Source organism: Pseudonocardia zijingensis (assembly GCF_042657305.1).
In the GTDB taxonomy this organism is placed as follows: domain Bacteria; phylum Actinomycetota; class Actinomycetes; order Mycobacteriales; family Pseudonocardiaceae; genus Pseudonocardia; species Pseudonocardia zijingensis.
Window position 1 is genome coordinate 54394 of sequence record NZ_JBHSKO010000032.1, and the last position, 20921, is coordinate 75314.

Below are 20921 nucleotides of genomic sequence, written 5' to 3' on the forward strand. Positions count from 1 at the left end.
CCGGCCACCACTGCCGAGGTCCGTTCTGCCCGGCGTGCCCGTCCGAGTCTCACGAACGTGCCGGACGGGAGCCTCGTATCGGCTGGATGAGAGGCGCCGCGCTCATTGGCGCCGCCAGGCCGAGGCCTGTTGAGCGGGTGCGGTCGACGCTCGGAGAGGGATCGTCAGCCACCGCCGAGGAGCGCCATGGTCCGGATCATCACAACCGTCGATGGCGCGCGCCACGACGATGACGTCGAGGCTCGGCTCCTACTCGTGCACTACCTGCGCGATCAGCTCGGCCGCACCGGGACGCCGATCGGGTGTGACACCTCCAACTGCGGTGCGTGCACCGTGCTCATCGACGGTTACAGCGCGAAGAGCTGCACCGTGCTCGCCGTGCAGGTCGACGGACGCGAGGTGACGACCGTGCAGGGCCTCGCCGACGGCGACCTGCATCCGGTGCAGAAGGCGTTCCACGAAGAACACGGGCTGCAGTGCGGCTTCTGCACTCCGGGCATGATCATCGCGGCGATCGACCTCCTGTCGGACAACCCGGACCCGTCCGACGGGGAGGTGCGACGGGGCATGGAGGGAAACCTGTGTCGCTGCACCGGCTACCACAACATCGTGAAGGCGGTACGCGCCGCGTCGGCCGACCTGCGCGCGACGGCACAGGGCCCGGCACCGGTTGAACCCGCCCCCGAGCACGCGGTGGTCCGGGCATGACCGCTCCGCCCCGCACCACCGGGTTCATCGGTCGCCCGGTGCGACGCAAGGAAGACGCCCGCCTGATCACCGGCCAGACCCGCTGGACGGACAACCTCAGGCTTCCCGGCCTGCTGTACATGGCGATCCTGCGCAGCCCGGTGGCGCACGCCAGGATCGGTCCCGTCGACGTCTCCGCCGCACTGGCGGAACCGGGCGTCGTCGCAGCGTTCTCGGGAGCCGATCTGGCCGACGAGTACGGCCCGTTGCCCACGGCGTGGCCGGTCACCGACGACACCATCGTCCCGGACCATCCGGCGCTCGCGACCGACGAGGTGCGCCATGTCGGCGACGCCGTGGCCGTGGTCATCGCCGAGAACCGCTACCAGGCGGCCGACGCCCTCGACGCCGTTGATGTCCGTTACGACCGGTTACCCCCCGTGGTGGACCTCGAGGCCGCCCTGGCCCCGGACGCGCCGCTGGTCCATGCAGGCAGCGGTACCAACCGCTGCTTCACCTGGTCGTTCTCCGCTGGAGATTATTCAGCGGTCAAGGCACGCGCCGAGGTGGTGCTGAGCCGCCGGTTCATCCAGCAACGGGTGTTGCCGACGGCGATGGAACCACGGGCGGTGCTGGCCGACACGACGACGGCGGTCGGGGAGTCCACCCTCTGGACCGCGACACAGGTTCCGCACATCGTGCGGGTCCTGTTGTCCTCCGTCTGTCGGATCCCCGAGCAGAAGCTGCGGGTCATCGCTCCGGACGTCGGCGGGGGCTTCGGTGGGAAGCTCAACGTCTACGCCGAGGAGGCGCTGGCCCTCGTCGTGTCCCGCCGGATCGGCAGGCCGGTGAAGTGGACCGCGTCACGCGGTGAGGACTACCAGGCCACCACGCATGGCCGCGGCATGATCCAGGACATCGAGGTCGCCGCCATGCGCGACGGACGTGCGCTGGGCCTCAAGGTCGATCTGATCTCCGACATGGGCGCCTATCTGCAGATACTCACCGCCGGCGTGCCGCTGCTCGGACGCTACATGTATCCGGGCATCTACAAGTTCGAAGCGCACGAGATCCGGTGTCAGGGCGTGTTCACCACCAAGACACCGACCGACTCCTACCGGGGGGCCGGGCGCCCCGAACCGGCTTTCGCCATCGAGCGGATGATGGACGAACTGGCGGCCGAACTGGACCTGGACCCCCTGGAGGTCCGCGAACGCAACTGGATCGAGCACGAAGAGTTCCCGTACACCACGATCACGGGACTGACCTACGACAGCGGCAGCTACGAGGCGGCGACGGCACGCGCCCGTGAGCTCTTCGGCTACGACGAACTCCGCCGCGAACAGGCGCTGCGCCGCGACCGGGGTGATCGTGTACAGCTCGGGATCGGCGTCTCGACCTACACCGAGATGGCAGGCCTCGCACCGTCGCGGTGGTTCGGTCAGCACCGGTACGTGGCCGGCGGCTGGGAGACGGCGGGCGTGCGGCTGCTCCCCACCGGCCGGGTCGAAGCCGTCGTCGGCACGTCACCGCACGGGCAGGGCCACGTCACGACGTTCAGCCAGATCGTCGCTGACACGGTCGGCGTTCCCCTCGACGACGTCGACGTGTTGCACGGCGACACCTCGGTGGCCCCCCACGGGCTGGACACGTACGGCTCACGCTCGATGGTCATCGGAGGCCGCGCGGTGCTCGCCGCGGCCGAAGCGGTGGTTGCTCAGGCGAAGCCGATCGCCGCGCACCTGCTCGAGGTCGAACCCGGCGATGTCGAGTTCGCCGACGGCAGGTTCTCGGTACGCGGAGCGCCCGACGCCGGGATCACCATCCAGAAGGTCGCCCTCGCCGCGTTCACCGCGCACGACCTGCCGGAGGGCGTCACACCCGTGCTCCACGCCGACGTCACGATCGACCCGGAGACGTTCTCCTATCCGCACGGCACCCACCTGTGCGCCTCGGAGGTCGACACCGAGACCGGAGCGGTGAGCGTGCGGTCGTACGTCGCCGTCGACGACGTCGGCAGGGTGGTCAACCCGTTGATCGTGGACGGGCAGGTGCACGGGGGCATCACCCAGGGCCTCGCCCAGGCGCTGTACGAGGAAGCCGTCTACGACACGGAGGGCAACCTCGTGACGGGCTCACTGGTCGACTACATGGTGCCGGGGCCGCCGGACGTCCCGCCGTACACCACTGATCGCACCGAGACACCGGCGACCACGAACCCGATGGGCGTCAAAGGAGCAGGCGAGGCGGGCACGATCGGCTCGGTTCCGGCGGTCGTCAACTCCGTCGTCGACGCGCTGCGACCGTTCGGGGTGACCGACGTGCGGATGCCGTGCACACCGGAGCGGGTGTGGCGAGCCATCCACGAGCACTCCCCCCGGGGCGGTGTCGTGTGATCCCCCCGCAGTTCGACTACGTCCGGCCCCGGTCGGTCGAGGAGGCGGTGGCCGCGCTCGGCGAGCACGGTCGTGACGGCGACGCGAAGGTGCTTGCCGGCGGGCAGAGTCTGCTCCCCGTGCTGCGACTGCGGCTGGGATACCCGACGGTGCTCGTCGACCTCGGTCGGGCCGCCGGTTTCCACGGCGTCCGCGAGGAGGCCGACACGCTCGTCATCGGCGCGATGACCACGCACCACGAGGTGATGACCTCGAAGCTGGTGCGTGCGCACTGCGGGCTGCTCGCCGAGGCGACCTCGACGGTGGCCGACCCGGCGGTGCGCCACCGGGGCACGTTCGGGGGTTCCCTCTCACACGCCGATCCGGCCGGCGATCTTCCCGCGGTGGCGAGGGCCTTCGACGCGACGATGGTGGTGGCCGGCCCGGGTCGGCTGCGCACGGCGCCCGCGTCGGAGTTCTTCCTCGGCCACATGACGACCGCGCTCGAGCCCGAAGAGGTGCTGGTCGCGGTACGGCTGCCGAAACTCGGTTCCGACTGGGGTTACCGCTACGAGAAGTTCACCAGGGTCGCGCAGTCGTGGGCGATCGTCGGAGTCGCCGCGCTCGTGCGTCGCAGCAACGGGGTCATCGCCGAGGCGCGGATCGGGCTGACCAACATGGGCAGCACGCCGGAGCGTGCCACTGCCACCGAAGACGCGCTGACCGGGCGCGCACCGACGGACGACGCCGTCGCGTCTGCCGCTGCGCTCGCCGCCGAGGGGACGGCACCGCCGTCGGACCTCAACGGCCGGGCCGACTACCGCGAGCACCTGGCCCGGGTGCTGACCCGACGTGCCGTGCTGGCCGCGGCAATGAGGACGAGGTGAGTGGGATGCAGTTGGAGCACGAGTTCACCGTGCCGGTACCGGCTCCGGACGCCTGGCGGGTGCTGCTCGACTTGCAGCGCATCGCGCCTTGCATGCCCGGCGCCACGATCGAGCGCGTCGAGGGCGACGAGTTCACGGGCAGGATCAAGGTCAAGCTCGGACCGATCATGGTGAGCTACTACGGCACCGCCCGGTTCGTCGAGAAGGACGAGGCAGGCCGCCGGTTCGTGCTGGAGGGCAACGGCCGGGAGACCCGGGGCGCGGGGACCGCGAGCGCAACCATCACCGGCCGGCTGCACGAACAACAATCGTCGACACGGGTCACGGTGACGACCGACCTCGACATCACCGGCAAGCCCGCCCAGTTCGGGCGCGGGGTGCTGGCCGAAGTCGCCGCGAACCTCCTCGACCGATTCGCGACCTGCCTCGCGGACCGGATCACGGCATCCCCCACCACCGCCACGCCGGCTACCGAGGAACAGGCAGCCGCTCAGCGGGTGAGTGTCGGCGGCGCACAAGGCGATGGGCGCTCGATGGACTCGGAAGCGGGCACCCTCGACCTGATCGGCACGGTCGGCCTGCCCGTGCTCCGACGACTCACCCCCGCGCTGGCCGGTCTCGCTGCCGTGCTCGGTTGGCTGGTGGCACGCCGCGCCCGGTCGCGGGTCGTCGTGCACGTGCACCTGCCGGCCTACGAGGAACGGACACGGCGACCATGGCTCGCCGGCGTCCGCTCCCGCTTGCCGTGAGCGGACCTCGGTACCACATGGCACGCATCCGCGAGACCGGCGATCTGGTTTTCTGGTACCGGCCCCGGGCCGACGTCGACAGCGTTCGCGGGCCGGACGATGTCGCCCGCCTGTACATGGTGCTCGAGCCCGCGGGGCGGGCGATCTTCCGGCGTGTGACCGTGGGCCGCAAACGCCTGCCGGACGTGGGCGCGCACGAGCGGACATGGGGCTTCGTCGACCTCGTCACGTCCCGACCCGAGGCGGTGGCGGACGAGCTCGACTCCGAGACCTACGAGACCCGAACCCGGGGTGTGCGGGTGGCACCGCCGGCACGGCCGGCCGGGGAGGCCGGGTACGCAATCGTCGAGCACGACGGCCACACCCATCTCGTGCACGTCCTCGAACTCCCCGAAGCGCCCGGGCCGGTACAGCACGGGCTGGGGATCCACAAGGAGATGAGCATGATCGTCACCGTGCGGAACCCCGAGGGGGACGCGCCGCCCGCGGCCGGCCTTCCACCAGGGCGCCGCGCTCGGTATCCGGAGGAGCTGCAGAAGCTCTTCGGTACCCGGCGGTTCGCTCCGCTCGACCCGCCTGAGTTCCTCGACCACCCCGGCACCGAGTTGGTGCTCATCGCAGCGTCCGACGACCCGCGGAGCGAGCTGGGGATCGAACTCCCGCCGGGGCGGGAGCCACCGGAGCCGGCCGACCTGTTGTCCCACCTGGGCGTGGAGCCCGGCGAACACCCCCTCGGCCCGCTGCTCGCGGGCAGATGGGAGTAGCCGGTGAGCACACCGTCGCCGCGCCGACGTGAGAGCTGAATCCGCGTGTCCTCCTCGGTTGAACTCCTCTTCGAGCTGGGCGTCCTGCTGATCGTGCTGAGCGTTCTCGGCACTGTCGCGCGCAGGCTGTCCCTGCCACCCGTGCCGCTGTACCTCGTGGTGGGACTCGCCCTCGGCGAGGGAGGACTGCTGCTCGTTCCGGCCTCGGGTCCCTACATCGAGGCGAGTGCTCACATCGGCCTGGTCCTGCTCCTCTTCATGCTCGGTCTGGAGTTCTCGAGCGACGAGTTCGCCGAAAGCCTCCGCCGCCACCTGCCGTCCGTCGTGGTCGACACGGTCCTCAACGCCGCACCCGGCGCCGTCGCCGGCCTGCTTCTCGGTCTCGATGCGGTCGGTGTCCTCGCCCTCGCCGGGGCGACGTGGGTGTCGTCGTCCGGCATCGTCGCCCGGCTGCTCGGCGACCTGGGCCGGATGCGGAACCCGGAAACCCCCGCCGTCCTCGCGGTGCTCGTGCTCGAGGACTTCGCGTTGGCGATCTACCTGCCCGTGCTGGCGGTCGTGGTCGCAGATGGCACGTGGTGGCAGGCCGTGCTCGGCGTGCTCGTCGCGCTGGGAGCGTTGCTCAGTGCACTGCTCGCATCGCGGCGGTGGGGACACCACATCGGCGGCCTGCTCTCCCACCCGGAGCCCGAGCAGCTCCTCCTGCGCATCCTCGGGATCACCCTGCTCGTGGCCGCCATCGCCGAGCTGATCAACATCTCCGCAGGGGTGGGGGCGTTCCTGGTGGGGCTGAGCCTGACCGGCGAGATCACCGGCCGCGTCCGCGAGGTGCTCGCCCCGGTGCGCGATGTCTTCGCCGCTGCATTCTTCCTCGCGATCGGCCTCACGATCGATCCTGCCGCCCTCCCACCGGTCCTGCCCGGCGCGGTGGCCCTCGCGGTCGTCACGGCGATCACGAAGGTCCTCGCCGGCGCCTTCGCGGCCGGCAGGGACGGGGTGGACCGGCACGGCCGGCTCCGGGCGGGCACCGCGTTGATCGCGCGCGGAGAGTTCACGGTGGTCGTGATCGGCTTGGTCGGCACCGCCGCCGATCCCCGGCTACGCGCCCTCGTCGCCGCCTACCTGGTGATCCTCGGCGTGGCCGGCCCGATCATCACGCGACTCGTCGACGGCGTCGGTTCTGCGGGCTCGTCGATGCGCGCGGGACGGCGGCCCGGCCGGCCGGGATGAGACACCAGTGGGCCGTCGAGGGGCCGTCGACGGGTCAGGCGCGCACCGTCGACGTGTCGACGAGATGTTCTGCGAGGAACCAGACCTGGAGCTCGTTGCGTCGGAGCGCGTCGCTCACCAGCAGGTCGTTCGTGCCGTCGTCGCCGTTGTCGGCGGCTCGCCGGGCCGCGTCCCGAATCGCGGTGATGACGATCTCGTGGGCGTCGAGCAGGCGCGACAACATCACCGGTACGTCCTCGGCGCCGTCGGGCGGGCGCGGTACCGCGGTCAGCTCGGCCACGTGGCGTGGATCCCCGACCGCGACGCCACCGAGGGTCTGCACACGCTCGGCGAGCTGGTCGACCAGGGCCAGCTGCTCGTCCGCGTGTTTGTCGAGGAGCAGGTGCAGCTGGTAGAAGGTGTGCCCACGCATCAGCCAGTGGTACTTCTTGTAGAGGCTGAAGAGGATCACGCTGTCGGCCAGGACGCGGTTCAACAACCGCGTGCTCTCCGCCCGGACACCATCGTCCAGCGCGATCGGGAGCAGCCGCAGCGTGCCGAAGGGCTGGATCTCCTCGCCGCGCTGGTGCAGCACGGGCTGGCTGTCCCGGTGGACCTTGTGCTGCGTCTCGGTATTCATCGAACGTCCTCTCGTTCCGGTTCGCGATCGGTCGGGCAATGCCTGTCGGTCCGCCGCCGGCGTCACCGGGGCCCCGCGTGCCGCCCCCTCGGAGAGGTGGACGTGGAAGAACGCCTCTGCCGAGACGACCGAGGTCGCTCAGGCGTACGCCGGTCCGCGCAGGGTGAGCCACGGCGGCTCCCGGTACCGGTCCGCGTACTCGGCGGCGAACCGTGCCGGGTCGGCGAACCCCCAACCGGAGGCCACCGCGGTCGCTGTGGTCCACCCGGCGTCGGCCGCCGCGAGCTCCCGGTGGGCAGCGGCCAGCCGGGTGGCGTTCAGGCGCCCAGCCGGCGAGGTGTCGAGGTGGCGACGGCAGCCGAGACAGAGCGACCGCACTCCGACGCCTGCGATGTCGGAGAGCTCCCCCAGGGTGAACGGGTGACGCGGGCTCTCCTCGATCGCGTCCACCATGCGGCGCACCGGGCCGGGAGCCCAGGAACGGATCGAGCCGTCGAGCTCCTCCCGGTAGCGGTGGTCGACGGCGAAGAGCAGCCGGACGGCCAGCGTTTCCTCCAGCGGCGCGGCGAGCACCGGATCGTCGAGCAGGGACGACGACGCCAGCCGCCGCACCATGCCGTTCCACGCGCGCCCAGCGGGCGTGCGCAGGTCGAACCACGCGCCGAGCTCGAGCGGCCGGCCCACCGGGTGCCCCAGCCGATGCTCCAGCGCGTCCACCACCACCTCTGGTCTGATCCTCACCGAGTAGTAGGCGAAGCCGTCCCCGCACCGCATGTCGATCTCACCCTCGGGCTGTGCGACCGCGGCTCTGGAGGTGTCGAGGTCGACGGTCCGTCCGCGATGCGTGATCTCCGATGCTCCGGCATTCGGCACTGCCACCGTGTAACCGCTGCTCGCCCCGTCCGGAGTCCGGACACGCCGCGCGTGCGGGAACCGGGTCTCGTCGACCGCCACTTCGCGGTGCACCCGCCTCGGCACGGGCTGTCCATCCACGACGATCTCCTGCGCGCTCGTTCCGTCGACTACCGCCAGCCGCGTCGATCCCACGGCGAACACAACCGATCTTCCTCGGGCGGCGCCGGCGCCGGATGAACCCGAGCGCACCAGTTGTCGAGGTTCGACTTGTTCCGCGGGGGCAGGGGCCCGGCTGCACCGATCACAGACTCCGTCATCCGATTGCCAGGTCCGCCTACCCCGCCGATCTCGCTCCGGTAGGCCGGTTCACGCCGGCGGGCGATACCCCCACGATGAGGCGATGGCACGACCATCGCTGAAGATCGGGCTGCTGTCGTCGCCGTGGGTCGCGGTCCCTCCGCAGGCGTTCGGCGGCACCCAGATGATCGTCGACCAGCTCGCCCGCGGGTTGGCTGCCGCAGGGCAGAGCATCACCGTCTTCGCGACGGGTGAGAACACGGTGCCGGACTCCACTGCCCACGGCGCGTCCTCGGCCACCGACGGTCTGATCGGCGAGAGCGCCGTGGAACTACAGCACGTGATGGCCGGATACGAAGCATTGGCCGGCTGCGACGTCGTCCACGACCACACGCTCCTCGGGCCGGCATGGGCGCTCGCCGCCGGTCGCGGGGAGGTCCTCACGACCTGTCGCCGCCCGCTCACCGACGAACTACGTTCGGTCTACCGTCGCTACGCCGCGCACATGCCTGTCGTGGCGACCTCACACGACCAGATCGCACGGGCGCCGGAGATCGCGATCTCCCGGGTGATCCACGACGGCGTCGACCTCGACCGGTTTCCCATGGGCGGCGGTGCGGGCGGGTACCTGCTGTTCCTCGGCCGTTTGGCGCCCGCGAACGGGGTGCGTGAGGCGGTGTTCCTGTCCAGAGCCGTCGGGCGGCCGCTGGTGATCGCCGCGAAGATGCGCGAGCCCGCCGAATACGCCTACTTCGACGAGGAGGTACGGCCGCTGCTCGGCGACGACGTCATGTTCGTCGGGGAAGCGGTCGACGGAGCCAGGCTCGACCTGCTGGCGGGTGCGACCGCGCTTCTGAACCCGATCCACAGGCCAGAATCGTTCGGCCTGGTCATGACCGAGGCGCTGGCCTGCGGTACACCCGTGGTGACGTGCCCGACCAGCGCCGCATCCGAGATCGTCGAGCACGGGGTGACGGGGTTCATCTGCGCCGACCGGAGGAGGCTGCTCGACGCCCTCGCGCAGGTCGGCGACCTGGACAGGTCCGCATGCCGAGCAGCGGTGGCGGAGCGGTTCTCGGCGGACTGCACGGTTGCTGCGTACCTCTCGCTCTACGAACAGATGGTGAACCGCGTCAGCGAGCGGTGACAGGCCGGCACCCGACCGCACTGGGCACCTGCCCCTGAGCCAGGGCTCGTCGAGCAACGGCGAGCTGACGAGGCTCCAGCGACCCTCAGGACGAGGAGCAGGAACTTTCGTCCCCACAGCCAACGTCTCGGCCGTCCGGATCGGGAAGGTGGTGGCCCCCGCGGCGCTCCTCGGACCTGGGTCCGACCCCGTTGCCGAGCCGCCGCAGCGACGAAAGGGCGGCGGGACTCTCGGGGTCAAGGCCGGTGAGCTCGCGAATCCGGTGCAGTCTGTACCTGACGGTACTGCGGTGAACACCCAGCACCCCGGATGTCCGGCTGATCACGCATCCGTGCGCCAGATGCGCCTCCAAGGTGCGCACGAGGACCGCAACAAGATCTGCATCGGCGCCGCCGTGGGGCCGCGACACCATCAGCGCTTCGCCGAGGCCGGCTCGCCCGGAAGGCGGTCACGTGGCGATTGCGCGCTGCCCGTCATCTAGGCCTCCTCGCCTCCGCCTACGCCCGGTGACCGCCAGACGCACCAACCATTTCATACGGTCTCCATCTCGCCGTCAATGCATTTCCCCCTGTGGTGTCACACCAGGACCGACATTCGAATCCACCGGGGGCACGAACCACACGGAAGGTATTCACACGCTGACCGTCGGTCGCCAAGGCATCGTCTTTTCGCGTGCGGGATGGCGACCGAACCACGGCCGGCGCCCCCGGCTCCGATCACGGCAGTGTGCGCAGGGCCGATGCGACCGTCGGATGAATCTCGAACAGATCAGCCACGTCGGCCGCACCGAGCGCGTTCTCGACCGCAGACATGTGGTCCGGTGGGACGACGAGGCAGAGACCGATGTCTGCCTCGCCGGCCTCGCGAGCGCCCGACACGAGCGCGGAGATCGAGACGGAGGCCAGCACGATGCCACCGCGAGCTCGAGAGACGACCGGAACGAACTCGACGATCACCATCCGAGGGCCTCGAGCGAGCCGCTCGAGGAGGGCATCGCGCAGCAGGCCCGCCTGCCGAGCAGACAACACACCGGGCACCGTCACGGAGACCACTCCGGCGACCACCTGAGAAGCGCGGAACTCACGCTGGTCGAGCCGATCATCGTCGGTCTCCGAGCTTCGAGGCCCTTCACACCCATCGTTGCCGTCGAGAGGAGAGATGTGCACCAGTCCCATCGGAAATATGTCGCGTCGCTTCCGCCCCACCGCACTCCATGCGCGGCCCCGTATGCGACGAGCGCCGGGCGTCGAGCGTACCTCCTCAGCGGCACGACGACACAGCCTGCTACCTCCGGATCATCGCAGCGAAGCTGCGAACGGAACTATCCCGGAGGGATAATACGTCCGGTAGGGATGCAATGCAGATGATACCGAGATGTGGCGGAGACGATAGGCGTCGAGGTGGCCGTCGGACAACGCTCGGCCTACGTGGGCACGACCCGTGGTACGACGCGCTGGACGAGATCCACGAGCACATCGGGCGCCGACCGGCCCTGGGGCAGCGGAGTGGTGGCGGGCAGTACGACGGTGACGGTGTATGCACGGTAGGAGGCGATCAGCAGGCTCTCCGCGGCCCGTTCGACCAGCACGGCAGGAGCGGCCCCGACGGGAAGGTCGTGACTGGCCGCCCCGACGCGCTCGGCGTCGCTGTTGCGCTTCCACTGGGCAGTGGCCGCCTTCTTGTCGACGTAGCGCGCGATTTTGAGTTCGAGCATCACCGGAATCGCGGGGTTCGAGACGGCGAGCAGCGCAGCCGCCGGATCGACCGGATCGAGCGGATCGACGGGGGTGAAGCGGCAACCGAGGCCTTCGAGACGGCCGACCGACGGCTCGCCGACCCCGACGATGCTGCGCTCGCGGACGGAATCCAGCGGTCGGGCGAATACCGCCACGACGGTCGACGTGGGGAGTACGTATTCACACGTGGTAGCGAGACCGTCTGAGCCGCTTGTCCTCGCCGGCGAGGTCGACGCGCGCGAGGTTGATTCGAAGTGAGGAAGTGGAATCGGTCGCGGAGCGGACTGCGTTCCACACCCTGCCACCAGCGCCGCGACCACAACAACGATCAAGAAGCGCAGCCCGGCGTCGCCCGCAGTCCCGATGCGATGCAGTCGGCGGTCACTCAAGGCCTGCCACTTCCCTGCACTCCTGGGGACGTGCCGCGCAGAGCCGCCCACTCGTGTCCCGGACATCGAGACGTGCCTGCCCATGCAGAAGAGGGATCAGCACGTCAGGACGGTTCGCAATGATCCGCAGGGCTGTGCCGCAGCCACGAGCTCGGTCGTCGAGCAGGTCGAAGGCGGCAACTCCCGCCTCCTCCAGGCCGGTGAGATCGTGCAGGTCGAACACGAGGACCACCAGGGATCCGTCGAGCAGATCCTCGGCTGCGGCGATGAGCGATTCGACGCTCGTCGCACCCAGTTCGCCTGCTACGCGCAAGATGGCCGCTCCACCGAGTTGACTCGTCTCCAAGGAGAGCTGCACCGCTCCATCACGGACGAAGGGCTCGGTCACCGCGTCTCCCGACAAATGAATCTGCGTTGGTTCTCAGAACGCGGATGTGGTCTGCATCATGAACGAGCGAGGGTCGACGTCCCCGTTACTCCGGCACGCCGACGGTCATGCGGAATCTTGTGCGGGCGGGGTCAGCGCTGTCGCAGGTTGCCCGGCTTCGAGCCGCGTCGCATACCGCCAGACCACGGCGGTGAGCGCCAGTGCGAGGATGAGCACGATCAGGATGAGCAGCTCGATCCCCTGCGGATTCCAGTAGAACGCCGTCTCGGCTTCCGCCGTCAGGATGAGAACGCTACGAATGGCGGCGACCATCGCGACCACCAGGAACGGCAGGGGGTCCAGAGCGCCCCGGTGTTCGACCGCGATCGCCACGGTGTGCAGCAGCTCGGCGACGATGAACAGCAGGAGGGTTTCCTCGAGTATCGCGATGACGGTCGCCTGCAGGTCATGCCCGTCGGTCAGCACGGCGGTGACGTGACGTCCGGTGTCGACGACGAGGAGTAGCCCGATCACCACGAGCAGGGCCCACACCATCACGTGGACGACGTCCTCCGAGAACTCGATCGCGCGGACCGCGCGCGCCAGCAGACCTGGTCGGATCGGTGTGCCCCCTCCCGGCGGGGTGGGCCGATGCTCAGACATGTGTCGCCTCCGGCCTTCAGGGCATCCGATCCGCATCGGCGAGCCGGACAGCTGTTTCGGATACCAGCCCGAACTGGACGAGCGGACGTTCCGCACAGGTGTCCGCCACCCAGTCCAGCGCGACCCGGACCCGCCCAGCCGGCAGCGCCGCCAGGTGGTAGCCGCGTGTGATGGCCTTGGCCACCACGCCGGTGACGGGGATGTGGAACGGATCGGCAACAGCCTGGAGGCCCCCGAGGTCGACGACGAAGCCGCGCTCCCGGTACCGGTACGGCTGATTGTGACCATGGCCCAGGGAAGCCGCGATATTGCTCCCGGCCAACGTGCCCTGGCGCTGGGCGTGCTGAGCGGTCATGGCGGTGATCTCGCCGGGGCGGGCCGGATCCGGTACAGCTGCCACGTCGCCCGCGGCGTAGACGTCAGGATGGCCGGGCACCGCGAGTCGGTCGTTGACGACGAGGCGTCCCTCCCGGGTCGGGAGGCCGACAGCCTGCACGAGTGGGTCGGGACGCACACCCACGCACCAGACGACGGTTCTGGTCGGGATCTGCGTACCGTCGCTGAGCCGGGCGCAGGTGGATGAGACCTCGCTGACCGTCGTCCGCAGCCGCACGTCCACCCCCCGGTGGCGCAGGACGCGCAGGGCCGGCCCGGACAGGGACGGGTTGAGGCCAGGAAGCACCTTCGGGGCGAGATCGAGCAGTATCCACGTCACCTCCTCGGGCCGCAGCCCGGGGAACTGGCGCAGCCCCTTCCGGGTGAGCAGGTGTCCCTGCCCGACCACCTCGGTTCCGGTGTAGCCGGCGCCCACGACGACGAACGTGGTACGCGCCGCCCTCTCGACCGGGTCGTCGGCCTGCTCCGCCAGCTCCAGCTGTCGCAGCACGTGGTCGCGCAGGTAGACCGCCTCCGCAATCGACTTGAAGCCCAGGGCGTGCTCGCCCACACCGGGGACGGACAGGAGCCGGGTGACCGAGCCGCACGCCACCACCAGCCGGTCCCATGACAGCGTCCGCGGCCGTCCCTCGATGTCCATCACCGTGCACGTCTGCGCCTGGAGATCGACCCCGGCGACATTGCCCAGCACGACGCCCGTTCGCGGGAGCCGGGCTCGCAGTGGTACGGCGACATGACGCGGCTCGAGGATCCCAGCCGCCACCTCGGGGAGCAGCGGCACGTAGAGCATGTGGTCCGCAGGATTCACCACGATGAGCTCAGCCGCGTTCGGAGGCAGACGGCTCTCCAACGTCCGCAGGCAGGAATAGCCTGCGAAGCCCGCACCGAGCACCACGATCCGTGGCCGGCGCCCCACCGGGTCGGACGCACCACGGCCGACGATCACCGGCTGATCCTCCGACGAAGGGACAGGCTCCTCCACAACGAGCCGCAAGCGAGACCGAGGACCCGCGCCGCGTCGAAGTCGACGGGCATCCGCTGCGGGACGTGGGCGATCGCTCCGATCACCAGCGGCACACAGATCGTGACCCACATCCGTCCCTCCCAGCTCGGCGCTCCCTCGCTTCGCCAGCGTGGCGATGTGCCACCGTCGAGTCGTCAGCCCAGCAGGCTCAGCCATGTCCGAGCCCCCTGCGCTGTCGGACGGACTCGGACGCCCAGACCTCGAAATTCAGCGGCGCCGAGGCGGCGTTCCTCCGGCTTCGCCTCCGCCGAGGTGGCACGATGCGAACAGGAGCCACGGTCCGGACATACGGATCACCAGCACCGGTCGACCCCGGCAAAGCATGGAATGGCGACCAGAGCAACGACAAGCATCGCCAGCACCTGCAGCGCGTATTCCATCCCGCCGCCGCGGAACCCAGCGCTCACACACCGGTTGTGGTGCCGACACATCGGTTGCAGTCGGTGTGCCGCCACCCGAGCTGGTGTGTGAGCGCCCCGGGTCCGCCGGCGACCCCCGGGTCGTGGGCTACTGCCGGGCGAGCCACTCACCGAGGGTGGTTTCCCCGAGCTCGGCGTCCGGGCCGGGCAGCAGCGTCCGTTCGCCGATCCGCGCACCGGAATAGCGGGCGCGCTCGTCGGTCACGACCTCACGCGGGTCGTCCTTGGCGGCGAGGGCCTTGCGCACGAGCTCGTCGAGCCGGAACTGCTGCGGCCCGCCGATCTCACGGATGCCGTTCAACGGTTGCCCCACCGCGACACGGCCGACCCCGGCGGCGACGTCGTCGGACGCGATCGGCTGGAAGAGAACGGGCGGAAGGAGGACCTTGCCATCGACCGTGCTCAGATCCGCGATGCCCCTGACGAACTCGAAGAACTGCGTCGCGTGCACGATCGAATACGGCCGGCCCGCCCCGCGGATCAACTCTTCCTGTGCGATCTTCGCGCGGAAGTAGCCCGATTCCGACAACCGATCCGTGCCGACCACCGACAGCGCGACGTAGTGGTCGACCCCCGCCTTCTCCGAGTAGTCGAGCAGGTTGGTGGTGGAGGTCCGGAAGAACTCCATCACCGCCTCGTCGGCGAACGACGGCGAGTTCGAGACGTCCACCACGACCGCCGCGCCCTCGAGCACCTCGGCCAACCCTTGCCCGGTGAGGGTGTTCACCCCGGTGTTCGGGGCGGCCGCCACGGCCTCGTGGCCGTGCTCGCCCAGCCGGGCCACGAGCTTGGACCCGATCAATCCCGTTCCACCGATCACGACAACCTTCACGGCACATCCCTTCGTCCGATGAACGCGATCCGCTGCTCACGGCAGCGAGCAGCGTCGGAAGCGAGGACAGGACGGCCCGTCGATCTGTGACAGGAGATCCGCGAGCACCGCTGTGATGACAGCCATGTCACGGATCGGCGCTCTGCGCTGTCCTTCTCGCCCAGGACTCCGGTGTCAGTCGTCGGTCTTCGTCCGCCCCGCGGCTGCGATGCGCTGGAGCTTCTCGGGGTTCAGCACCCAGTAGATGCGCTCGATGCCGTCAGCCGTTCCGCTCACGGTGAGCCACGCCACCACCGACCCGTTCCGGCTGATCAGAACGGACGGGCCACCGTTGGCGTCCACCCAGTCCACCCGGACGCCCGACCAGAATCGCGTGGCGAACGCCGCGACGTACTTCGCGACGCGCGTGCGTCCGAACACCGGGATGCGCGAGGCGTCACGGACGGCGCCGCCACCGTCGGAGTAGCTCGCGACGTCCGCGGCGAACAGCGACTCCAACTCGTCGAAGTCGCCCGCCCGCGCGGCGGAGAGGAACGCGGACAGCAGTCTTCGCTGGTGGGCCGTGTCGACGGGTTTGCGCCGCTCCGCCACCACGGCCTGCCTCGCGCGACTCAGCAGTTTGCGCGCGTTGCCTTCCGTGGTCTCCAGCACCTCTGCGATGCGGTCGTAGGTGTAGTCGAAGGCCTCGCGTAGCACGAAGGCCGCCCGCTCGGTCGGCGTGAGCTTCTCGAGCAGCACGAGCACCGCGGTGTGCAGGGCCTCGCCCTGTTCGGCGCCGAGCGCGGGATCGGAGGTGGTGTCGACGGGTTCCGGGAGCCACGGCCCCACGTAGGTCTCCCGCCGGGCACGCGCGGTTTGGGTCGCGTTGATCGCCAGCCGGGTGGTCATCGTGACGAGGAAGCCGGTGGCATCCCTGACGGACGCGCGGTCGTACGCCTGCCACTTCACCCAGACGTCCTGCACGATGTCCTCGGCGTCGGCGACGGTGCCGAGCATCCGGTACGCGATCCCGAACAGCCGCGGCCGAAGCCCGTGGAACTCCTGCACCGACCCGTGCTGCTCGCCGATCGCGTCCGGCGGCATGGCCCTCCTCAGATCGTGCGATCGCGAAGGCACGCTACCCCGGACAGCGCCCGCGGCATCACCGCCTTGCGGGAGCCCGCACCGTCCGCACGATCGGCACGACCGTGGCGAGACGTTGGCCGATGTGCCAACCGATCGCCGACGGCCCTGGCCCGAGAGCCATAGGTGAGCGCTGCCGGCCTTCCTGGCCTGGGCGAGAGATCGGTGGGAAGGGACGCGTGCATGAGGAGGGCGTTCGGAGTCTCCTCGTCTGGTGCTCGACCTCTGACCCGGTCGGGACTGTTGCTCAGGCCGGCTGCGTTCCGGTGGTCACACCACCACGTCCGCGGCGACGACCAGCAGGAGCACGACCACGGACAGCATCGACTGCGCGAGGGTGTAGGTCTTGAGCGTGCCGCGGGTGGAGAGCCCGAACAGGCTGCGGAACATCCAGAACGCGTTGTCGCTGAACTGTCCGCCGAAGCAGCCGCCCGCACCGGCCGCGAGGATGACGAGCGCAGGGCTGAGGCCCAGATCGGTGACGACGGGTCCGATGATGCCGATCGCGGTCAGACCGGCCACGGTCTGACCGCCGATCGCGGCCCGCATGATCGCAGCCACCAGCCAGATCACGAGCAGCGGGATCGCCCGGTTCGCGTCGAACAGGCCCGACAGCACGTCCTCGATGCCGGTGGCGGCGATCACGACGCCGAGCGATCCGGCGACCGCGGTGACCGCCAGGATCGTGCCGACGGTCTCCAGGGCTTCCTCGACGATCCTGGCCTGCCCGTCGAGACCCGTGCGCCGCACCGCGATGCCCAGAGCGGCGAGCACGCCCGCGAGCAGCGCGATCACCGGTGCGCCGAGCATGCCGAGGACGGGCGAGGTCACGCCCAGGTTCGGCAGGACGATCCCGGCGACGACGAGGACCAGCACCACCAGCAGCGGGGCGATCGCGGTGAACAAGGAGAGCTGCTCGCGCCGGCGGACCTCCGTGGTCGTCGCGGCGGTCGCCCCTTCCGCGCGAACCGCTCGGGCAGGGGCCGCGGTGACCGCGGATGCGGTGTCGCCGGCAGCTGCAGCCGGCTCCTCGTCACGCTCCGGCACCCACCAGCCGAACCGTTCGACGACCAGGACGTACAGCCAGACGGTGAGCACCGCGGAGGGGATGGCCAGGGCGAAACCCGGCAGGAGGAGGGCGCCGGGGTCCAGCGACAGCTGCCCGAGGTAGGCCAGCATCGCCGAGCCCGGGATGACGAGCGCGTTCCCCGCGGCGAGCCCGAGTGCGACCGGACCCGCCAGCGACGCGACGGGACGGCCGGCCAGCAGGGCGACGCGCCGGGCGATCGGCGCGACGACGACCAGCAGCACGTCGTAGTAGATCGACGGGGTGACGGACGAGAGCGTGACGCCGAAGGCGTACGGCGACCCGCGTCGGCCGAACAGGGACAGGATCGACTCGACGATCCGTTCGACGGCTCCGTAGCTCGCCATGAGCATCCCCATGATCACCCCGAGCGTGATCAGCAGGCCGACCTCGGCCATCAGCGCGCCGAAGCCCTCGTTGAGACCATCGACCACGTCCGCCGGTGACACCCCGGTCGCGAGCCCGAGCACGATGGCCCCCAGCAGCAGGGCGATCAACGGGTTGATCCTGCACCGCACGATCAGCAGCGCGATCCCCACGAACACCACGAGGTACACGCCGATCAACCAGGTCGTCATCGACCCCCCGTCCTCTCGATCTCGACGGATGTGCCCGGACAGCTGAGGGCACATCGCACTCTTCAGATGACTGGACACTAGACGCTGCCGTTGCAGAGTTCAACGCAGCAACCTGCTGCTACAGTCTTCTGAAGACTAGGAGGCCGCGATGAAGATCGAGAGAATCGACACGTTCGTGCTGCGGGTGCCGCTGGGAGCGCAGCGGTTCTACTCGTCGCAGTCCGCGTTCCCGGAACGCACCAGCATGCTGGTGCGGGTCACCTCCACCGACGGGGCCGTCGGCTGGGGTGAGGGTGGCCAGTACGGCCCGGCCGAGCCGGTGAAGGCGTGCATCGACGAGGTCCTCGCCCCGCAGGTCCTCGCGATGCCCGAGGCCATGCCGGCCGTCGTCGCCGAGACCCTCTACGCCCGCACCCGCGACTTCGGCCAGAAGGGCACGTACGTCGAGGCGATCAGCGCGATCGACGTCGCCCTGTGGGACCTCCTGGGCCGGACCCTCGGTGCCCCGGTCTCGACCCTCCTCGGCGGCCGGTTCCGCGAGCGCGTCAAGGCCTACGGCACGAGCGGGTACTACGCCGACCCCGAGTTCCGCGCCGATCGGGACCTCCCGAGCCTCGCCGCCGCCGTCGCCGGCCACCTCGCGGACGGGTTCGACATGCTGAAGATGAAGATCGGGCTGTTGCCGATCGCGCAGGACGCCGCGCGCATCCGCACGGTCCGCGAGACGGTGGGCGACGAGGTCGTCCTGCTCGCTGACGCCAACCACGCCTACAACGCCGCCACCGCGATCCGGATGGGCCGGGTCCTCGACGAACACGGGTTCGCCTGCTTCGAGGAGCCCGTGGTCCCGGAGGACCGCACCGGGTACTCACGCGTGCGCTCCGCCGTGGACGTCCCGATCTCCGGCGGCGAGGCCGAGTTCACGCGGTACGGCTTCCGGGACTTCATCGAGCAGGCGCGCGTGGACATCGTCCAGCCCGACCTGTGCGTGTGCGGCGGGTTCACCGAGACCCAGCGCATCGCCACACTCGCCTCGACCCACGGCGTGCGCACCGTGCCGCACGTGTGGGGCTCGGCGGTCGCGCTCGCGGCCGCCCTGCACATGTGCAGCGTTCTCCCGCTCTCCCCCTACACCCTGCGCCCGGTCCCGTTGCAGAACGAGCCGGTCATCGAGTTCGACCGCACGCCCAACCCGCTGCGCGACGAACTGCTGGCCGAACCCTTCCGGCTCCGGGAGGGCCACCTGGACGTCCCCCCGGGACCGGGGCTGGGGATCGAGATCGATCTCGAGCGACTGGAGCGATACCGTACGGCCTGAGTCCAGGGAGTTCGCGATGAAGGACCAGAGGGGCGCGCGCAGCAAGCTCGCCGACACGGTCGCGGAGCAGCTGACCACGCTGATCCTCTCCGGCAACTACCCGGTCGGCTCGAAGCTTCCTCCCGGTGACCTGCTGGCGAGCGAGTTCGGAGTGGGGCGCAGCTCGATGCGGGAGGCCGTCCGCACCCTGGAGGCAGCGGGATACCTGCGCAGCACCCAGGGCGTCGGCACCTTCGTCATCAACGATCGTCCGACGGCCGACCCCGTCGACCAGGCGCTGCGCGACGGGTACACGATGCGCGACCTGTTCGAGACCCGGATCGCGGTCGAGGGCAAGACAGCCGAGCTGGCCGCACAGCGGTACTCCGACGCCGACCGGTCGGCGCTGCTGGCCGTGCTCGAGGCTGCCGAACAGCCCGATCTCGACCACGCCGGGTTCGTCTCTCTCGACGCCCGCTTCCACCGCCAGGTCGCCGTGGCCGCCGACAATCCGCTGCTGCTGCGCCTGTGGGACTCGATCCAGCCACAATTCCGCGAGTACTCGCTCCGGGTGGTGGGCATGCCGTTCCGCCGGGAGCGCGCTCACAGCGACCACCGCGGTATCGCGGAGGCCATCTTCGACCACGACCCCACGCAGGCCGGGGATCTCGCGCGCGCACACGTGGTGACCGTCCAGCGCGAGCTGCGCCGGCTGGGAGGGTGAACCGGGGGCGGAACCTCCGAGCGCCCGCACAGGACTGGGCGGGCCGGGCCGGCCCCGTTGCGCGAATCGGCCAGGACGCCGCGTGGTTCGTGCTGTCACCGCTGCCCGATCACTGCTCGACTGTCGACGGGGAACCACACGGGGAACCACAGAGCGGCGCGAGGTGCATCAAGTGTTCTGGGACGCGAACCCTCGGGCGGCGGACGAACCGGAGTTCACCGTCGAGTGGGCGCGCCTGCGGCCCGGCGTGCCCATCGTGTGGGGGCGAGGGCGGCTGAACCGCGCCACCGTCGACGATCTGCGCCGCGCCGTGGACCGCTGCCTGGAAACCGGTCCCTGGGCCGTGGTCGTCGACTTCACACGCGTCACCGAGCTGCGGGCCGGTGCCATTCCGAAGCTCGGGGAGATGGCCGAGCGCGCCCGCGCCGACCACGTCGGCCTGCACTTCGTGACGAACGGCGGCGCGCTGGACGGCCTGCTCGACAGACCGCCGTCCGGGGTTCTCCCCGCCATCCACCGCAGCGTCGCCGCGGCCCAGCTGGCGCTGGGCCGCTAGTGCGTTGACCATGAACGTTCACCGGGTTGGCGACACGCCGGGCAACGTCCCTGACTGGCGGGGCGAGGGCTTCACTGTCGGTGTCGACAGCGGGTCAGTGGCGGGAGTGGGTCTCGGATGG

At 70.1% G+C, this 20921-nt stretch carries 21 protein-coding genes; 10 read left to right on the plus strand and 11 right to left on the minus strand.

Annotated features, from left to right (window positions below; translation table 11 throughout):
• The first annotated feature begins 186 nt into the window (after positions 1-186).
• Genes ACFPL3_RS37460 through ACFPL3_RS37485 form a run of 6 tightly spaced genes read left to right on the plus strand, consistent with a single transcriptional unit; the run spans position 187 to position 6692 of the window.
• A complete protein-coding gene (locus ACFPL3_RS37460; RefSeq protein WP_343938982.1) occupies positions 187-708 on the plus strand; it encodes a (2Fe-2S)-binding protein in 522 nt (173 codons plus the stop codon).
• The gene (locus tag ACFPL3_RS37465; protein ID WP_343938984.1) at positions 705-3083 is read left to right on the plus strand and encodes a xanthine dehydrogenase family protein molybdopterin-binding subunit; all 2379 of its coding nucleotides are present in this window, start codon (positions 705-707) and stop codon (positions 3081-3083) included. Before ACFPL3_RS37460 ends, ACFPL3_RS37465 begins: the two co-directional genes overlap by 4 nt.
• Positions 3080-3949, plus strand: a complete 870-nt coding sequence (locus tag ACFPL3_RS37470; RefSeq protein ID WP_343938986.1) for an FAD binding domain-containing protein — start codon at positions 3080-3082, stop codon at positions 3947-3949. Before ACFPL3_RS37465 ends, ACFPL3_RS37470 begins: the two co-directional genes overlap by 4 nt.
• A 5-nt stretch (positions 3950-3954) precedes the next feature.
• Positions 3955-4698: an SRPBCC family protein gene (locus ACFPL3_RS37475; RefSeq protein WP_343938988.1), complete on the plus strand. Its 744-nt coding sequence runs from the start codon at positions 3955-3957 to the stop codon at positions 4696-4698.
• Between the two features lie 17 nt (positions 4699-4715).
• Positions 4716-5462 carry a hypothetical protein gene (locus tag ACFPL3_RS37480; RefSeq protein ID WP_343938990.1) on the plus strand — a complete coding sequence of 249 codons (747 nt, stop codon included), beginning with the start codon at positions 4716-4718 and terminating at the stop codon, positions 5460-5462.
• A gap of 45 nt (positions 5463-5507) precedes the next feature.
• Positions 5508-6692, plus strand: a complete 1185-nt coding sequence (locus ACFPL3_RS37485; RefSeq protein WP_343938992.1) for a cation:proton antiporter — start codon at positions 5508-5510, stop codon at positions 6690-6692.
• 34 nt (positions 6693-6726) lie between these two features.
• On the opposite strand, the gene ACFPL3_RS37490 is transcribed toward ACFPL3_RS37485, so the two are convergent.
• Together ACFPL3_RS37490 and ACFPL3_RS37495 are read right to left on the minus strand one after the other, a co-directional pair.
• Entirely contained in the window at positions 6727-7311 is a 585-nt protein-coding gene (locus ACFPL3_RS37490) for a Dps family protein (RefSeq protein ID WP_343938994.1), read from the minus strand.
• 138 nt (positions 7312-7449) lie between these two features.
• Positions 7450-8415: an AraC family transcriptional regulator gene (locus tag ACFPL3_RS37495; protein ID WP_343938996.1), complete on the minus strand. Its 966-nt coding sequence runs from the start codon at positions 8413-8415 to the stop codon at positions 7450-7452.
• A 151-nt stretch (positions 8416-8566) separates the two neighbouring features.
• On the opposite strand from ACFPL3_RS37495, the gene ACFPL3_RS37500 reads away from it, so the two are divergent.
• Positions 8567-9610 (plus strand): glycosyltransferase, encoded by a 1044-nt coding sequence (locus ACFPL3_RS37500; RefSeq protein ID WP_343938998.1) that lies wholly within the window; start codon positions 8567-8569, stop codon positions 9608-9610.
• A gap of 85 nt (positions 9611-9695) precedes the next feature.
• Here ACFPL3_RS37500 and ACFPL3_RS37505 read toward each other — a convergent pair whose 3' ends face one another.
• From ACFPL3_RS37505 to ACFPL3_RS37545, 9 genes are all read right to left on the minus strand, one after another.
• Positions 9696-10022 (minus strand): helix-turn-helix domain-containing protein, encoded by a 327-nt coding sequence (locus ACFPL3_RS37505; protein WP_343939000.1) that lies wholly within the window; start codon positions 10020-10022, stop codon positions 9696-9698.
• Between the two features lie 304 nt (positions 10023-10326).
• Positions 10327-10785 carry an STAS domain-containing protein gene (locus ACFPL3_RS37510; protein ID WP_343939002.1) on the minus strand — a complete coding sequence of 153 codons (459 nt, stop codon included), beginning with the start codon at positions 10783-10785 and terminating at the stop codon, positions 10327-10329.
• A 248-nt stretch (positions 10786-11033) separates the two neighbouring features.
• Positions 11034-11501, minus strand: a complete 468-nt coding sequence (locus ACFPL3_RS37515; RefSeq protein ID WP_343939004.1) for a hypothetical protein — start codon at positions 11499-11501, stop codon at positions 11034-11036.
• 226 nt (positions 11502-11727) lie between these two features.
• Positions 11728-12123: an STAS domain-containing protein gene (locus tag ACFPL3_RS37520; RefSeq protein ID WP_343939006.1), complete on the minus strand. Its 396-nt coding sequence runs from the start codon at positions 12121-12123 to the stop codon at positions 11728-11730.
• Between the two features lie 105 nt (positions 12124-12228).
• On the minus strand, positions 12229-12657 hold the full coding sequence (locus ACFPL3_RS37525) for a phosphate-starvation-inducible PsiE family protein (protein ID WP_343939026.1): 429 nt from the start codon (positions 12655-12657) through the stop codon (positions 12229-12231).
• A gap of 124 nt (positions 12658-12781) precedes the next feature.
• Positions 12782-14107 (minus strand): NAD(P)/FAD-dependent oxidoreductase, encoded by a 1326-nt coding sequence (locus ACFPL3_RS37530; protein ID WP_379590573.1) that lies wholly within the window; start codon positions 14105-14107, stop codon positions 12782-12784.
• A gap of 585 nt (positions 14108-14692) precedes the next feature.
• Positions 14693-15436 carry an SDR family oxidoreductase gene (locus tag ACFPL3_RS37535; RefSeq protein WP_343939010.1) on the minus strand — a complete coding sequence of 248 codons (744 nt, stop codon included), beginning with the start codon at positions 15434-15436 and terminating at the stop codon, positions 14693-14695.
• A 174-nt stretch (positions 15437-15610) separates the two neighbouring features.
• Positions 15611-16519: an RNA polymerase sigma-70 factor gene (locus ACFPL3_RS37540; protein ID WP_343939012.1), complete on the minus strand. Its 909-nt coding sequence runs from the start codon at positions 16517-16519 to the stop codon at positions 15611-15613.
• A gap of 309 nt (positions 16520-16828) precedes the next feature.
• Positions 16829-18223 carry a GntP family permease gene (locus ACFPL3_RS37545; protein WP_343939014.1) on the minus strand — a complete coding sequence of 465 codons (1395 nt, stop codon included), beginning with the start codon at positions 18221-18223 and terminating at the stop codon, positions 16829-16831.
• Positions 18224-18371: 148 nt separating this feature from the next.
• Between ACFPL3_RS37545 and ACFPL3_RS37550 the strand changes: the two genes are divergently transcribed.
• The 3 genes from ACFPL3_RS37550 (at position 18372) to ACFPL3_RS37560 (ending at position 20800) form a co-directional block, all read left to right on the plus strand.
• On the plus strand, positions 18372-19541 hold the full coding sequence (locus tag ACFPL3_RS37550) for a mandelate racemase/muconate lactonizing enzyme family protein (protein ID WP_343939016.1): 1170 nt from the start codon (positions 18372-18374) through the stop codon (positions 19539-19541).
• Between the two features lie 16 nt (positions 19542-19557).
• On the plus strand, positions 19558-20244 hold the full coding sequence (locus tag ACFPL3_RS37555; RefSeq protein ID WP_343939018.1) for a FadR/GntR family transcriptional regulator: 687 nt from the start codon (positions 19558-19560) through the stop codon (positions 20242-20244).
• Between the two features lie 172 nt (positions 20245-20416).
• Positions 20417-20800, plus strand: a complete 384-nt coding sequence (locus ACFPL3_RS37560; RefSeq protein ID WP_343939020.1) for an STAS domain-containing protein — start codon at positions 20417-20419, stop codon at positions 20798-20800.
• Positions 20801-20921: the final 121 nt, after the last annotated feature.